Annotated in this window: 11 protein-coding genes; 5 read left to right on the top strand and 6 right to left on the bottom strand. The window is 73.4% G+C overall.

Annotated features, from left to right (window positions below):
• Positions 1-6: 6 nt before the first annotated feature.
• The 4 genes from IG78_RS0125350 (at position 7) to IG78_RS0125335 (ending at position 4,307) form a co-directional block, all read left to right on the top strand.
• Positions 7-1,119, top strand: coding sequence for an ABC transporter permease (locus IG78_RS0125350; protein ID WP_030567093.1), 1,113 nt, complete (start codon positions 7-9; stop codon positions 1,117-1,119).
• The gene (locus tag IG78_RS0125345) at positions 1,116-2,159 is read left to right on the top strand and encodes an ABC transporter permease (protein WP_030567091.1); all 1,044 of its coding nucleotides are present in this window, start codon (positions 1,116-1,118) and stop codon (positions 2,157-2,159) included. Before IG78_RS0125350 ends, IG78_RS0125345 begins: the two co-directional genes overlap by 4 nt.
• Positions 2,156-3,151, top strand: coding sequence for an ABC transporter ATP-binding protein (locus IG78_RS0125340; RefSeq protein WP_030567089.1), 996 nt, complete (start codon positions 2,156-2,158; stop codon positions 3,149-3,151). The genes IG78_RS0125345 and IG78_RS0125340 overlap by 4 nt, the downstream gene beginning before the upstream one ends.
• 136 nt (positions 3,152-3,287) lie before the next feature.
• Entirely contained in the window at positions 3,288-4,307 is a 1,020-nt protein-coding gene (locus tag IG78_RS0125335; RefSeq protein ID WP_051852951.1) for an ABC transporter ATP-binding protein, read from the top strand.
• A gap of 293 nt (positions 4,308-4,600) precedes the next feature.
• On the opposite strand, the gene IG78_RS0125330 is transcribed toward IG78_RS0125335, so the two are convergent.
• Both IG78_RS0125330 and IG78_RS50650 read right to left on the bottom strand, forming a co-directional pair.
• Complete coding sequence (locus IG78_RS0125330; RefSeq protein ID WP_037686170.1) at positions 4,601-5,551, bottom strand: bifunctional riboflavin kinase/FAD synthetase; 951 nt, start codon at positions 5,549-5,551, stop codon at positions 4,601-4,603.
• A 1,280-nt stretch (positions 5,552-6,831) separates the two neighbouring features.
• The gene (locus IG78_RS50650; RefSeq protein WP_249926137.1) at positions 6,832-9,903 is read right to left on the bottom strand and encodes a hypothetical protein; all 3,072 of its coding nucleotides are present in this window, start codon (positions 9,901-9,903) and stop codon (positions 6,832-6,834) included.
• Positions 9,904-9,972: 69 nt separating this feature from the next.
• Between IG78_RS50650 and IG78_RS49415 the strand changes: the two genes are divergently transcribed.
• Positions 9,973-10,512: a hypothetical protein gene (locus IG78_RS49415; protein ID WP_157855874.1), complete on the top strand. Its 540-nt coding sequence runs from the start codon at positions 9,973-9,975 to the stop codon at positions 10,510-10,512.
• Between the two features lie 309 nt (positions 10,513-10,821).
• Here IG78_RS49415 and truB read toward each other — a convergent pair whose 3' ends face one another.
• The 4 genes from truB to infB form a co-directional block, all read right to left on the bottom strand.
• Positions 10,822-11,733 (bottom strand): tRNA pseudouridine(55) synthase TruB, encoded by a 912-nt coding sequence (truB, locus tag IG78_RS0125315; protein WP_030567081.1) that lies wholly within the window; start codon positions 11,731-11,733, stop codon positions 10,822-10,824.
• Positions 11,730-12,245, bottom strand: coding sequence for a 30S ribosome-binding factor RbfA (gene rbfA / locus IG78_RS0125310; protein ID WP_030567079.1), 516 nt, complete (start codon positions 12,243-12,245; stop codon positions 11,730-11,732). The genes truB and rbfA overlap by 4 nt, the downstream gene beginning before the upstream one ends.
• A 92-nt stretch (positions 12,246-12,337) precedes the next feature.
• Positions 12,338-12,634, bottom strand: a complete 297-nt coding sequence (locus IG78_RS0125305) for a DUF503 domain-containing protein (protein ID WP_030567077.1) — start codon at positions 12,632-12,634, stop codon at positions 12,338-12,340.
• A gap of 265 nt (positions 12,635-12,899) precedes the next feature.
• Positions 12,900-16,040, bottom strand: coding sequence for a translation initiation factor IF-2 (gene infB / locus IG78_RS0125300; RefSeq protein ID WP_030567075.1), 3,141 nt, complete (start codon positions 16,038-16,040; stop codon positions 12,900-12,902).
• Between the last annotated feature and the right edge of the window lie 5 nt (positions 16,041-16,045).

Here is a 16,045-nt window from a genome sequence, read left to right as displayed (position 1 = left end):
TGCCACATGACCGCCGCGGGCAACAACCCGGCGGCGATCCTGGCCGCCGAGGCCGAAGCAGCACGAGCGGACCGAGGGGCGCCCGACGGCCCGGCCGAGCAGGCAGGGCCGCGAGGGCGCCGCGGCCCCCGGGCGCGCGACACGACCGCCTACCTCCAGTATGTGGCGGGCAAGCTGGGCGGCGCCCTGGTGTCGATGTTCGCGGTGCTCGTCACGAGTTTCTTCCTGTTCCGGCTGATCCCGGGCGACCCGGTGAAGCAGATGACGGGCGGCCGCCGGGTGTCGAGCGAACAACTGGCGGCGATGCGGACGGAGTTCGGCCTCGACCAGCCGGTGTGGCAGCAGTTCACGGACTACTGCGGCAATGTCCTGACCGGCGACTTCGGTACGTCGTACCAGTTCCACGCGCCGGTGCTGGACAAGATCACGGAGGCGCTTCCCGCGACGCTGTGGCTGACCGGGACGGCGTACATCCTCTACACACTGATCGGCATCTGGCTGGGAACGCGCACGGCCTGGCGCAACGGCCGCCTTGGCGACCGCTTCCACACGGGACTCGCGCTGACCCTGTACTCCGTGCCGTCGTTCTGGCTCGGCCTGCTGCTCATCATCACGTTCTCGGTGGGGATGGGCCCGCTGCCGGGCCTGTTCCCGACGGGCGGGATGGAGAGCGGCGACGAGAGCGGATTCGCGTACGTGGTGGACGTGGCGCACCACATGGTCCTGCCGGTGCTGACACTGGTCGCGGTGGGGTACGCGCAGACGCTCCTGGTGATGCGGTCGTCGCTGCTCGACGAGATGGGCGGCGACTATCTGACGACGGCTCGGGCGAAGGGGCTGAGGGACGACTTGGTGCGGCGCAGGCACGCGGTGCCGAACGCGCTGCTTCCGACGGTCACGCTGATGTTCGTGAACCTGGGCACGGTGGTCGCGGGCGCGATCCTGGTCGAGACGGTGTTCTCCTGGCCGGGGCTCGGCGGCCTGTTCTACCAGGCGCTGAGCGTGCCGGACCTACCGCTGGTGCAGGGACTCTTCTTCGTCTTCGCGACGGCGGTGATCCTGATGAACACGGTGGCCGACGTGATCTATCCGCTGCTCGATCCCAGGGTGGGCCGATGACGACCGACACAGCGTCCGTGCCGGCGCCGCAGGAGCCGGAGAAAACGCAAGGCACCCAAAACACCCAGGACACCCAGGACACACAAGGCACCCAGGACACACAAGGCACACACAACACACAAGGCAAGTCGGACCCCCCGCGGGAGGCGAAGAGCCCCCGGGCCCTGGCCTGGACCCGCAGACGGCACTCCGCGGCCCGCTTCTGGCGGGAGTACCGCACACACCGGGCGGGAGTGTGCGGGCTGGCGGCGCTCGTGCTGATCGCGCTCGCGGCGCTGGGCGCGCCACTGCTCGTGGGTTCCGACGCGCAGAGCGTGACGGAGGCCCCGGGCGAGGCCATGCGGGCGCCGAGCGGCGAGTTCCCACTCGGCACGGACCAGTTCGGACGTGATCTGCTCGCGCTGCTGGTGTGGGGCGCGCGGATCTCGCTGACGGTGGGCCTGCTCGCGGCGTTCCTCTCGGTGGCCATCGGTACGGTCGTGGGGATCACGGCGGGCCACTTCCGGGGCTGGTACGCGACGGTGATCATGCGGGTCACGGACTGGTTCCTGGTGATGCCGACGTTGGTACTCGCGATCGCGCTCGCGTCCGTGATGGACCGTTCCGTCTGGACGATCATCCTGGCGATCGGGGTGACGACATGGCCGACGACGGCCCGCCTGGTGCGCGCGCAGACCCTCGCCGTGGAGTCACGGCCGTACATCGAGCGGGCGCAGGCCCTCGGCGGCGGGCACGGTCACGTCATGGCCCGGCATGTACTGCCGAACGTGATGCCGCTGGTGCTCGCGCAGACCACGCTTGTCATCTCCAGCGCGATCCTGACCGAGGCGACCCTTGCGTTCCTCGGACTCGGCGACCCGACGGTGGTGTCCTGGGGCGGACTGCTCCAGGACGCCCGTGAGGCGGGCGCGGTGAGCGCGGGCGACTGGTGGTACCTGGCGCCGCCCGGCATCGCGATCGCCGTGGTCGCGCTCGCGTTCACGCTGTGCGGACGTGCCGTGGAGTCCGTGCTCAACCCGAGGCTGGGGGTGTCCCGGTGACCACTGACGGACTGCTGGACGTACGGAAGCTCACCGTGACGTACGCGACGGGTGCCGCCGCCGTCCGCGGGGTCGACCTCTCCGTGGCCGCCGGGCAGAAGCTGGGCGTGGCGGGCGAGTCGGGCTGCGGCAAGTCCACGCTGGCCCTCGCGCTGCTGCGGCTGCTTCCCGCGGGGACGAAGGTCACCGGCGAGATCCTGCTCGACGGTGAGGACGTGCTCACGATGAAGTGGGGGCGGGTGCGCGCGGTGCGCTGGGCGGGGGCGTCCATCGTGTTCCAGGGCGCGATGCACTCGCTGAACGCGGTGCACCGTATCGGCGACCAGATCGCCGAGCCGATCGTGCTGCACAGGAAGGCGACACCGGCGGGCGCGAAGAAGAAGGCCCGCGAGCTGCTTGAACAGGTGGGCCTGCCGGGCGCCCGCGCGGACGCCTATCCGCACGAGCTGTCCGGCGGGCAGCGCCAGCGCGTGATGATCGCGATGGCGCTCGCCTGCGACCCGCGGCTGATCATCGCGGACGAGCCCACGACGGCGCTCGACGTCATGATCCAGGCGCAGATCCTGCGCCTCATCGAACAGCTCGTCACCGACCAGGACCTGGGCCTGATCATGATCAGTCACGATCTGGCGGTGCTCTCCGACACCTGCGACCGGCTCGCGGTGATGTACGCGGGCCGGGTGGTGGAGGAGGGACCGGCGCGGGAGGTGTACGAACGGGCGCAGCATCCGTACGGCAAGGCCCTCTCGGCGGCGTTCCCGCGCATCGGGGACCTGTCGTCGCGGTTCGCGCCGCGCGGTCTGCCCGGCGACCCGCCCGACCCGTCGGCGCTGCCGTCCGGCTGTACGTTCCATCCGCGGTGCGCCGTGGCCCTCGACATCTGCGCCACGCAGGATCAGGTGCTGCGGGTGGCGGGCCCGGCGCGCCGGGCGGCGTGCGTGCACGTGGGCGCGCCGGGGCAGCCGGAACCGGCCGCGGAGGCCGCGCGGTGACCGGCGCCCGCGCCCGCGCGCCCCGCACGCCCCGCACGCCAAGCCCCGCGTACGCCGTACCGCCCCCGCCCCGCGCCGCGCACGCCCCGGCGCACACCGTGAACCGTCCGCCCGGGTCCCCCGCGAGGAGCAGCGCATGACGACCGAAGCCACCGCAGGGACGGCCGCGGAGCCGAGCGCGGCCGCGCCGCTGCTCTCTGCCTCCGACCTGCACATCACGTTCCCCGGGCGCCGGGGCGCCGACCCGGCGCGCGCGGTGGACGGCGTGGACCTGGACATCCGTCCGGGCGAGATCGTCGCGCTCGTCGGCGAGTCGGGCTGCGGCAAGACGACGCTCGCGCGGTCCCTGCTCGGGCTCGTCCCGCCCACGTCCGGGCGGGTCACGTTCGGGGGCGAGCCGCTGGACTACCGCAGCCGGGCCCTGAAGGCGTACCGCAAGCGTGTCCAGCTCGTGCTCCAGGATCCGAGCGGTTCGCTCAATCCCCGGCACACGGTGTACGAGGCTGTCGCCGAGGGGCTGCGCATCCACAGGTACGGCGGTGACGAGCGGGCCGCGGTCGGTGAGGCGCTCTCCCGGGCCGGGCTGCGGCCGCCGGAGCGGTTCTTCCTGCGCTACCCGCACGAGCTGTCCGGCGGGCAGCGGCAGCGCGTGGTCATCGCGGGCGCCCTGGTCCTGCAACCGGAGCTGATCGTCGCGGACGAGCCGGTGGCCTCGCTGGACGCGTCCGTGCGCGGCGAGATCCTGGCGCTGCTGCTGCGGCTTCGCGAGGAACTCGGCCTGTCCGCGCTCGTGGTGACCCACGATCTGGGTCTGGCCTGGAACATCGCCGACCGGGTCGCGGTGATGTACCTGGGCCGGATCGTGGAGACCGGAGCGGTCGAGCGGGTCCTCACGGACCCTCAGCATCCTTATACGCAGGCTCTGTTGTCCGTGCTGCCGGAGGCGGAGGGGGAGCCGGTGGTGCTCACCGGGGAACCGCCGGATCCGTCCCGGGTGCCGGCCGGGTGCCGGTTCCATGCGCGGTGTCAGGTTCTCGCCGGGGGCGAGGCGGAGCGCGCCGGGGTCGCGGAGGACTGCCGTACGCGGGACCTTCCGGTGCTTTCCGGCTCCGCCGGGGCGCAGGTTGCCTGTCATTGGGCGGTTGCCCGGGGGTGACCGTGCGGTCGGCCTGGCAGGTGACCCGGCGGTCGGCTGGACGTCGATCGCCCTTCGGGCTCGTCCTCAAACGCCGGACGGGCTGAGATCGGCCGCCCGACGGGACAGGAACTGAACGCAGGACGGGCTGAAATCGGTTGCCTGCCGGAGGGCCCATTCAGCCCGTCCGGCGTTTGAGGACGAGGCGCGGAGCGCCGATAAAGCGGGGGTCCAGGGGGCGCAGCGCCCCTGGTTTCGGGAAGGGGTGGGGCTGGGGCGCACCCCGCGAGGGCACAGCCCCACGCCCCGGAGGCTCAGGCGTTCGTGGCCTCGATCAGTTCGCGGGACTTCTTCACGTCGTCCGCCATCGCGACCAGGAGCTGGTCGATGGAGTCGAACTTCGCCTGGCCGCGGACGAAGGCGAGGAAGTCGACGGCTACGTGCAGACCGTAGAGGTCGAGGCCGACGCGGTCGATGGCGTATGCCTCGACGGTGCGCTCGGTGCCGTCGAACGTGGGGTTGGTGCCCACGGAGATGGCGGCGGGCATCGCCTCGCCGTCGGCGTGCAGCCAGCCCGCGTACACGCCGTCGGCGGGGATCGCGGTGTGCGGCAGGGTCTCGACGTTGGCGGTGGGGAAGCCCAGTTCGCGGCCGCGCTGGGCGCCGCGCACCACCACGCCCTCCACGCGGTGCGGGCGGCCGAGGACCTCGTGGGCGCCGGCGACGTCGCCCTCGGCGATGAGGCGGCGGGTGAGCGTGGACGAGAAGGGCTGCCCCCCACCCGCGGTGCCGCTCACGTACAGGTCGATGACCTCGACCTCGTAGTCGTAGGTGCGGCCGAGCTCGGCGAGGACCTCGACGTTGCCCGCGGCGCGGTGGCCGAAGCGGAAGTTGGGGCCCTCGACGACGGCCTGGGCGTGCAGCTTGTCGACGAGGACCTTCACCACGAAGTCGGCGGGCGACAGCTTCGAGAACTCGGTGGTGAAGGGCAGGATGAGGACGGCGTCCACCCCGAGTTCCGCCATCAGCTCCGCGCGCCGGTGGTGCGGCGCGAGCAGCGGCGGGTGGCTGCCGGGCCGCACGACCTCGCTGGGGTGCGGGTCGAAGGTGACGACCACCGCGGGCACGCCCAGCTCGCGGGCGTGGGCCACCGCGCGGCCGATGATGAGCTGGTGACCGCGGTGCACGCCGTCGTAGGAACCGATGGTGACGACGCTGCGCCCCCAGTCCTGGGGAATGTCCTCCAAGCCACGCCAGCGCTGCACTGTCTTCGCTCCTCGCCGAACCCGTGTATGTATCCGTGTATCCGTACGCGCGTACGTCTGTACGTTCACTGTCGATTGCGCAGGTCTAAGACTGCCATGCCGACAGATTGTCGACCGCATCGGCCGGGGTGGCGGACCTCACGCCGACACCGGCACGGCTCCCGCCGACTGCGTCACGGTACGCCGGGCGCTCGGACCGACCAGGGCGGCCCAGTCGTCAGGGGCGTCGGTGAGCCATGTGGTCAGCCGCGCCGCGAAGCCCGGCACGCGCTGCGCCAGGTCGACGAGGACGCGGTCGGAACGGGTGGCTCCGTCCGGTGTGCGGCCGAAGAGCAGGACGGCGCGGCGCACCAGGTCCCGGTCCCCCTCGGCACCGCCGCCCCGGCCGCCGACCGCGCGCAGCAGCGCCTCGAAGACGGGGTGCTCCCGCTCACCGGCGAGCAGCAGGTCGAGCAGTTCGCCCCGCAGGGGCCGTGAGACGGGGGTGCCGGGCGCGGCGAGGACGGGCGCGAGCGCGACCCGTACGTCCACGCCGCGGCCCCGCAGCAACCCCGCGACCAGCGGGAAGAGTTCGTCCCGCACCGCGGCCCCCTGTTCGAGACGCAGGTCCACGTACGCCGCGGCGTCCGCGGCGGCACGCGGGCACTGCTCCACCTGGTCCTGTACGAGCTCCGCGACGCGCCGCGCGAGGGCGGGCGACGTCACGTGGGCGAGGCTGCGCAGGATGTCGCCGGTCCCGGTGTCCCGCGTGCGCAGGCGGGCTCGGAAGGCGGCGAGTACGGGCTCGGGGTCGCCGGCGAGCGCGACGGCGAGTGCGCTCGCGGGCAGGCTCGGGTCGCCGTCGGCGAAGCGCTTCAGGGCGCGCGGCAGATAGCGGGCGCGGGAGTACGGGTCGCGTACGAGGAGGGCGAGGGCGACGCCGTGCAGCGCGTCGTCGGCGGAGTGGGACAGCAGGGCCTGGGCGGCGTACCGCAGGAGGCGGCGGTCGGCCTCGCCCGTGATGTGCGGGGCGGTGCGCGGCGCGTACACGGCGGCGGCGATGCGGCGGGCGGGGCGCGCGTCGTGGGCCCACCGGTCGACGGCGCGGCAGAGCGCGGACGGCTCGTCCTCGGTGAGCGCGCCGAGCAGTTCGTCGGCGCGCGGGTGCGCGCAGTCGACCAGGGCCTCGGTCAGGTCGTCGACGGCGCGGTGCCGGTGGGTGTGGAGCAGGGCCTGGGCGGCGGAGGCGACGGTCGCCTCGGGGGCGGCGCGCAGGGGCCTCTCGTCGGCGAACCAGCGGGTCAGGTGGCGCTGTACGGCGGCGGGGTCGGCGGCGAGGCACCCGGCGACGGCGTCCAGGCAGCGGCGCCCGGTACCGGGCGGGCCGTCGTGCACCACGGCGGCCCGCAGCAACTCGTACCGCACCGCCTCCGGCAGTTGCAGCGCGAGCCAGAAGTCGGGGCCGAACTCCCTGCGGGTGGCGATCCGTTGCAACAGATCGCCGTACGGGGACGCGTCGGGCACCCGGAGCAGCGTCTCCCGCACGAGGTACCGCCCCCACCACATCGCGTCCACCGCGCCGTTCGGGGGTTCGGGAGGGGGTTCGGGTGCGGGCCCGGGTGAGGACCCGGGTGGGGACCCGGGTGAGGACCCGGATGCGGACCCGAGTGCGGACCCGAGTGCGGACCCGAGTGCGGACCCGGATGCGGACCCGAGCGCGGACCCGAGCGCGGACCCGGATGCGGACCCGGATGCGGACCCGAGCGCGGACCCGGAAGGGGACCCGAGTGCAGACCCGAGTGCAGACCCGGATGGGGACCCGGATGGGGACCCGAGTGCAGACCCGGGTGCGGACCCGGATGCGGACCCGAGTGCAGACCCGGGTGCGGACCCGGATGCGGACCCGAGTGCAGACCCGGATGGGGACCCGGATGCGGACCCGAGCGCGGACCCGGATGCGGACCCGGATGCGGACCCGGATGCGGACCCGAGCGCGGACCCGACCCGGATGCGGACCCGGATGCGGACCCGGATGCGGACCCGAGCGCGGACCCGGATGCGGACCCGGATGCGGACCCGGGCGGGCCGCCGCCCAGGCCCCCGCCCCCGACCAGACCACCACCCCCTAGCCCTCGGACCAGCCCCCTCCCCCGCGCCCCGCCGACGCCCGACCTCACCACCACAGCACCTACGCCCACGCCCGCATCCAGATCCGAACCCGCACACGCATCAGGACCGGCACCCACACCGGCACCGGCACCCACACCCACACCGGCACCGGCACCGGCACCGGCACTCACACCAGCACCCACACCCACACCCACACCCACACCAGCCCCAGCCCCAGCCCCAGCACTAACGCTCAGCGTCTCCAGCGCCGTCAGCAACTTGTCCAGCCTCGCGCCGAGTTCGGCGGCCCCGCGCTGCCGTTCCAGTTGGAGCAGCGCCTGCAGCACCGGTCCCACGCGGTGGCGTGGGACCGGCAGCGGCCTCGGCGTGGGGGGCGCGGCGTCCTGTTCCGCGTAGCGGAGGACCAGGGAGGTCAGGGCGCCGTCCACGTCCAGGTGGAGGCCCTGGACCCAGTCCCCGACCTCCTCGTGCGCGAAGCGGTAGCCGCCGCCCGCCGGGACCAGGAGCCCCTCGGTGAGGACCGCGGAGGCCCAGCCGGTACAGGTGTCGAAGCCCATGCCGGGCAGGGCACCCCACGGGAAGACCTCTTCGAAGGCGGCACGGTCGAGCTGGCCCTGACCGGGGCCGAGGCAGCGTCTGGCCGCCTCATGGACCTGCCCGGACACCTTCGCCGCGAGCCGCCGCACGGCACGCCCGCGCAGCCCGCTCTCGGCGGCGAGACGGACGGCGATCCGCAGGCCGAACAGGTCGAGGTAGGCGGCGAACACATCCTGCCGCGTGGGCTGCCCCGCGGGGTCGCCCGGGAGCGCCGACGCCACCTCCGAGAGCAGCCGCAGTGCCAGCGGATGGCGGGCGTCGGCGGCGGCGAGCGCGCCGTCCGGGACGCCGAACCGGGCGCGGGCCGACCGCGCCTGCGCTTCCGGCAGCGCACCGAGGCGCACACAGCCGACGAGCCCGGCGTCCACGCCGCCGTCCGTGCCGTCGTCGGGGGCCGGGGGGTGGAGAAGGGCGGGCGGGAAGTGGGCACCCGCCTCCTCCCAGTACTCGGCCCGGCAGGCCACGACGAGCCGGGCGCCGGTGTCCCGCAGCCAGCCCGCCGTCCCCGCGCTCCAGGCGGCGAGGCGGTGCGCGAGCGCGGGCGGCATCTCCTCGGGGCCGTCGAGCAGCAGCATCAGAGGCCGCCCCGTGTCCCGCAGCAGGCGGGCGACACGGCCCGCCGAGATGTCCCCGAGTCCGTCGTCACCGCCCGCCGTGGCGTCCGACGCGGCGAGGATGCGCCCGGCCCGCTCCAGGGCGCGGGCGACGGCGTCGGCCACGGACGTGTCGGCGTCCCGCAGGTCGGCGCCGCGCAGCCACAGGGTGGGGGCGGGCTCGGCACCCCGGGCACGGCGGGCGGCGAGCGCGGCAAGTTCCGTGGTGCGGCCGGTGCCGGGATCGCCGACGAGGCCGAGTACCTGCGCGGGCCCAGCGGTGAAGCGGGCGAACTCCCGAGCCGTGTCGGGCCGTTCGACGGGCCCCGGGTCCAGGGCGCGGGGGCCGTCGGAGCCGACCGAGGTGGCCGTGAGGTGCAGGGCGCCCGCCAGGTTCAGGTCACGGCCGTAGCCGGGGACGGTGGCTGCGTTGCGTTCCAGGAGGCGGGCGAGCGGCCCTTCGGGATCGGCGGCGGCCGCCGGGGCCAGCGGCACGGCGAAGCCCGCGGCGCGGTGCGGTGCCTGTAGGGCGGTGGCGACGACGGCCAGGACGGCACCCGTGGCGGCGTCCACGACGGGCCCGCCCGCCGCGCCGCCGCCGAGCCGCAGCGCGTCCGCGCCGTCCGTGCCGATGGCCAGCTCCAGGGCGTCGTCCAGGAGGTGGAAGCGGTCCGTGGCGGTGTACGTCACCGCGGCCGGGCCGAGGACCCGGGCCTGCCGCCAGCCGCAGGCCGCGATGCGTACGTACGCGCCGACGGCCACGGAACCGCGGGCGGTGACGGGCAGTGGGCGCAGGCCGAGTCCTTCGGTGCGGACGAGGGCGAGGTCGGACTCCGGCAGGGCGGTGACGGCGTCGTCGGCGACGAGGCAGGTGCGCTCGCCCGGCGCGTGCAGCACTATGCGGGCGAGTCCGTCGACCGCCTCGTGGCTGGTGATCACCGTGCCGTGCTCGTCGGCGGCGAAGCCGTGGCCGCGCGGGCGCCCGGCCAGATCGCAGATCCACACCAGGGCTCGCTCGGGCTCCCGCCAACCCCTCCGCCCCACCGCCCACACCCCGGAACCACCACCACGCTCACCGAGCCCGGGCCGGTCCCCACCGTCGCCGCGGTCGGCACGCACTCCTTGATCGCCACACTCCCCGCGCCCGAGCCGCTCCCCGCGTCCTCCCCCATCGCCATGGTCGACGCACGGCCCTCGGCCACCACGCTCCCCGCGCCCGCCCCGGCCACCGGGACCGCCGGGACCGCCGGGACCGCCGCGGTCATCGCGGCCATCGCAGTCATCGCGGTCGCCGCAGTCATCGCGGTCGCCGCAGTCGCCGCGGTCGCCGCGGCCATCGCGGTCACCGCAGTCACCGCAGTCACCGCAGTCGCCGCAGTCACCGCGGTCATCACGACCCCCGCCGAGGTCGCCCCGCGCACTCACGTCCCCCCAGGCCCATACCTCACCTCGGGCACTCACATCACCCCAGTCACCCAGACCATCCTGGTCGACGAGGGTGTCCCGGGTGTCCCGGGTGTCCCGGGTGTCCCGGCCACCCCGGTCACCCCAGGCATCCCGGTCACCCCGGGAGCCCCGGGCGCGACCACTGTCGCCCCGAATCCGCGGGCCCCGTCCCGCCATGCTCGAACCTCCCAGCCGCGCCCCGTTCTTCGACCGTAGGTCGGGGATGATCAGCCGGACAGAACACGAGCCGAACGCGCCCCCTTCCACTCCCTCGGTTCACTCCGAGCGCTGGTCCGAAGGGGTGAATCCACAGACGGGGATGGACAGACCTTCAGTGGGGGAACCAGCGGGGGAGCCAGTGGGAAATCAAGTGGGGGGACTGTGGAGCGGCGGACCACCGCCCGCCGCTCCACGCACCGCCCACGGCACCACGCACAGCCCGCCGCTCCGCGAGCAGCGAGCAGCGAGCAGCAAGCAGCAAGCAGCAAGCAGCAAGCAGCGGAAGTGAAGTGAAGTGAGCGGTCGTCAGAAGGTGGCGAGGCTCTTCGCCTTGCCCTTCGACTCCTCGGCCAGGACCAGGAAGCGTCCTTCAGGGCCGAAGACGGCCACAGGCCCCGCGCCCGCGTACTCGTCCGGCATCTCGATCCGTACGCCATTGCCGAGCAGCCGTGCGCGCCGCTCGTCGACGTCCCAGCGGGGGAACGCCGTGGCGGCGGCCTCGGCGACCGGCATCACCGTCAGCTCCTCCTGGAGCTGGTCGATGGTCCGGGCGACGTCCAGCTTGTACGGGCCGACGCGGGTGCGGCGCAGCGCCGTGAGGTGGCCGCCCACGCCCAGATCCGCGCCGAGGTCGCGGGCCAGGGCCCGGATGTACGTACCCGATGAGCAGACGACGGACACGACCAGGTCGAGGACGGGGGTGCCGTCGTCGGCGACCGCGTCCCGGATGTCGTACACCTGGAACGAGGAGACCCTGACCGGGCGGGCCGGGATCTCGAAGTCCTCGCCCTGCCGGGCCCGTGCGTAGGACCGCTTGCCGTCGATCTTGATGGCGCTGACCTTCGACGGGACCTGCATGATGTCGCCGGACAGTTTGGCGATGCCCGCGTCGATGGCGTCCCGCTTGACGTCGGAGGCGTCGGCGGACCCGGTGGTCTCGCCCTCCGCGTCGTCCGTCACGGTGGACTGGCCGAGGCGGATCGTGCCGAGATACTCCTTCTCGGTGAGGGCGAGGTGGCCGAGCAGCTTGGTGGCGCGCTCGACGCCGAGCACGAGGACGCCGGTCGCCATCGGGTCGAGGGTGCCCGCGTGCCCGACGCGCCGGGTCCTCGCGATGCCCCGCATCTTGGCGACCACGTCGTGCGAAGTGAAGCCGGACGGCTTGTCGACGATGACAAGGCCGTCCGGCGTGGTCCCACTGGTACTGCGCTTGCTCATCGGGAAGCGTCGCCGTCCTTGTCCTGACCGGCGCCTTCCGCAGTCTGTGCCGCGCCTTCCGCCGTCTCGGCGGAGGTTTCCTCGTCGGCGTCCTCCGGCTTGCGGTACGGGTCGGCGCCGCCCGCGAAGTCGGCGCCCGCGGAGGCCTCACGGACCTTCGCGTCGGAGGCGCGGGCGCGGTCGAGGAGGTCCTCGATGGCCCGTGCGTTGTCCGGGAGGGCGTCCGCCACGAAGGTCAGCGTCGGGGTGAACTTCACGCCCGCCGCGCGGCCGACCTCGGAGCGGAGTACGCCCTTGGCGCTCTCCAGGCCCGCGGCCGCTGCCGCGCGCTCCTCGTCGTCCCCGTAGACCGTGTAGAAGACGGTCGCCTCCCGCAGGTCACCCGTGACCCGGGTGTCCGTGATGGTGACATGTGAGCCGAGCCGCGGGTCCTTGATCCCGCGCTGCAGCTTCTGGGCCACCACCTCTCGGATGAGGTCCGCCAGCCTCTTCGCCCGCGCGTTGTCGGCCACTGCTGCGTCTCCTTCTGTGCTGTGCTCGCCGCTGGTCGTTCAAGTCGTGCAGTTGTTCAAGTCGTGCAAGTCGTTCAGGTCGTGCGGGTCGTTCAGGCGTCATCGTCGCCGTGGAACCGCCGCCGTACCGAAAGCAGCTCCACTTCGGGCCGGGCGGCGACGAGCCGTTCACACCGGTCCAGTACGTCCGTGACGTGCCCTGCGTCCCCGGAGACCAGCGCGAGGCCGATCTCGCTCCTGCGGTGCAGTTCCTGATGGCCCACCTCGGCCGCGCTCACCGCGTACTTCCGCTGGAGTTCCGCCACGATCGGGCGGACGAGGGAGCGTTTCTCCTTCAGCGAATGTACGTCGCCGAGGAGCAGGTCGAAGGACAGAGTCCCCACATACATATGTGTGCCGGATGACCCGCCGGTGCGGGATCGCGCCCTGCGCACGGTTGGCAGGGTCACCTGAACCGTACAACGAGCGGGTGCTCCTGCTCGACGGAGTTTCGCCCCCGCCGTCCCTACCCGTCCCGTACCTGGGGCTCCGCCCCAGACCCCGCTCCTCAATCGCCGGAGGGGCTGAAACTCCCGGCAAGGGGGCGCAGCCCCCGGAAACGGGGGTCGGGGGTCGCCCGGGGAAACCCCCGGGCGACCCCCGACCCTGCTCACGCTATGCCCGCGGCTTCTCGCGCATCTCGTACGTGGCGATGACGTCGTCGACCTTGATGTCGTTGAAGTTGCCGAGGTTGATACCGCCCTCGAACCCTTCGCGGATCTCGGTGACGTCGTCCTTGAAGCGACGCAGACCCTCGATGTTGAGGCTCTCCGCGATGACCTTGCCATCGCGCAGGAGCCGGGCCTTGGTGTTCCGCTTGACCTCGCCGGAGCGGATGAGCACACCCGCGATGTTGCCCAGCTTGGACGAGCGGAAGACCTCGCGGATCTCCGCCGTGCCGAGCTCGACCTCTTCGTACTCCGGCTTGAGCATGCCCTTGAGGGCTGCCTCGATCTCCTCGATGGCCTGGTAGATCACCGAGTAGTAGCGGACGTCGACGCCCTCGCGCTCCGCCATCTGCGCGGCACGGCCTGCCGCGCGGACGTTGTAGCCGATGACGATGGCGTCGGAGCCCATCGCCAGGTCGATGTCCGACTCCGTGACCGCACCCACACCGCGGTGCAGGACGCGGATGTCGACCTCTTCACCGACGTCGAGCTGGAGCAGCGAGGACTCGAGAGCCTCGACCGCACCGGACGCGTCGCCCTTGATGATGATGTTGAGGTCCTGTACCAGGCCTGCCTTGAGCACCTGGTCGAGGTCCTCGAGGGACACCCGGCGGGTGCGCTTGGCGAACGCGGCGTTGCGCTCGCGGGCGGCACGCTTCTCGGCGATCTGACGGGCCGTACGGTCCTCGTCGACGACCAGGAAGTTGTCGCCCGCGCCCGGGACGTTGGTGAGACCGAGCACGAGGACCGGAGTCGACGGGGTCGCCTCCTCCACGTTCTCGCCCTTGTCGTCGAGCATCGCGCGGACTCGGCCGTAGGCGTCACCGGCGACCATCGTGTCGCCGACGCGGAGGGTACCGCGCTGGACGAGGACGGTCGCGACGGCGCCGCGGCCCTTGTCGAGGTGGGCCTCGATGGCGATGCCCTGCGCGTCCTGCTCCGGGTTGGCCCGCAGGTCGAGCGAGGCGTCCGCGGTCAGGACCACGGCCTCGAGCAACTGCTCGATGTTGAGGCCCTGGCGCGCGGAGATGTCGACGAACATCGTGTCGCCGCCGTACTCCTCGGCCACCAGACCGAACTCGGTGAGCTGGCCGCGCACCTTGGTCGGGTCGGCACCCTCGACGTCGATCTTGTTGACCGCGACCACGATCGGCACGTCGGCCGCCTTGGCGTGGTTCAGCGCCTCGATCGTCTGCGGCATCACACCGTCGTTCGCCGCGACCACGAGGATCGCGATGTCGGTGGACTTCGCACCACGGGCACGCATGGCGGTGAACGCCTCGTGACCGGGGGTGTCGATGAAGGTGATGGCGCGCTCTTCGCCGTTGACCTCGGTGGCGACCTGGTACGCACCGATGTGCTGCGTAATACCGCCGGCCTCGCCCGCGACGACGTTCGTCTTGCGGATCGCGTCCAGAAGTCGGGTCTTACCGTGGTCGACGTGACCCATGACGGTCACGACCGGCGGGCGGGAGACGAGCATGTCCTCGCCGCCCTCGTCCTCACCGAACTCGATGGAGAACGACTCGAGCAGCTCGCGGTCCTCCTCCTCCGGGCTGACGATCTCCAGGACGAAGTTCATCTCGTCCGCGAGGAGCTTCAGCGTCTCGTCGGAGACGGACTGCGTGGCGGTGACCATCTCGCCGAGGTTCATCATCACGCCGACGAGCGACGCCGGGTTGGCGTTGATCTTCTCGGCGAAGTCGGTCAGTGAGGCACCGCGCGACAGGCGGACGGTCTGTCCGTTGCCGCGAGGCAGCATGACGCCGCCCACCGACGGGGCCTGCATGGCCTCGTACTCCTGGCGCCTCTGCCGCTTCGACTTGCGGCCACGACGGGCGGGCCCGCCGGGACGGCCGAAGGCACCCTGCGTGCCGCCACGGGCACCGGGACCACCGGGACGGCCACCGAAGCCGGGACGACCGCCGAAGCCGCCGCCGCCACCGGGACGACCGGCACCGCCGCCACCGCCCGGACCACCGGGACGGCCGGCGAAGCCGCCGCCACCACCGGGACCGCTGGGACGACCGGCGAAGCCGGGACGGCCACCGCCGCCGGCGCCGGCGCCGCCGGGACGACCGCCACCGCCGGGACCACGGCCACCGCCGGGGCCACCACCGGGACGCGGGCCCGCGGCGGGACGCTGCGGCATCATGCCCGGGTTGGGACGGTTACCGGCGGGGCCACCGCCGGGACGCGGCGCCTGCGGGCGCGGCATGCCGCCGGGGGACGGACGGGCGCCGCCCTGACCCTGCGGACGGGGAGCACCCTGGCCGCCGCCCTGCGGACGCGGGGCGCCGCCGGGAGCACCGGCACCGCCCTGGCCGCCGGGACGCGGGGCACCGCCCGGACGGGGCGCCTGCGGGCGCGCCATGCCGGTGGAGCCACCAGAGGTGAAGGGGTTGTTGCCCGGACGCGGTCCCGCGGGACGGCCACCGGGACGGGGGGCGCCACCCTGGCCGCCGGGGCGCGGGGCGCCCTGACGGTCACCGCGGTCACCGCGGTCGCCACGGTCACCGCGGTCGCCGCCGCGCTGACCCTGGGCGGGTGCCGGACGGGCACCGGGCTTCGGGGCACCGGGACGGGCGCCGGGGCGCGGGGCCGAGGGGGCCTGGGAGCCGCCGCCGGACGACGCCGCGGGAGCGGCGGGCGGGGCGGTGAACTCGGGCGCGGCCGGAGCCGGTGCGGCCGGAGCCGCGGGGGCCGGCTTGGGCGCCGGCGGCTTCGGACCCGGGCGCGGGCCCGGTGCCGCCGGGGCGGCCGGCTTGTCGGCGGCGGCCGGTTCGGCAGCCGCCGGTTCGGCAGCGGCCGGCTTGGGGGCCGGCGGCTTGGGCGCGGCGGGCCGCGGGGCCGCCTGCGCCGGAGAGGGGGCGGCCGGCTTGGCGGCAGCCTTGCGCGGGGCGGGCTTCGCGGACTTGCCGGAGCCGTTGCCCTGCTGGAATGCGTCAGTCAGTTTGCGTACTACGGGCGCCTCGATCGTCGAGGACGCCGAACGTACGAATTCACCGAGTTCTTGGAGCTTGGCCATGACGGCCTTGCTCTCTACCCCGAACTCCTTGGCGAGTTCGTATACCCGGACCTTAGCCACTTCGC

The sequence above is a fragment of the Streptomyces aureocirculatus genome (assembly GCF_000720475.1).
Lineage (GTDB): Bacteria > Actinomycetota > Actinomycetes > Streptomycetales > Streptomycetaceae > Streptomyces > Streptomyces aureocirculatus.
Note: the sequence above shows the minus strand (reverse complement) of the source record. Positions and strands in the feature narration are given on the sequence as shown.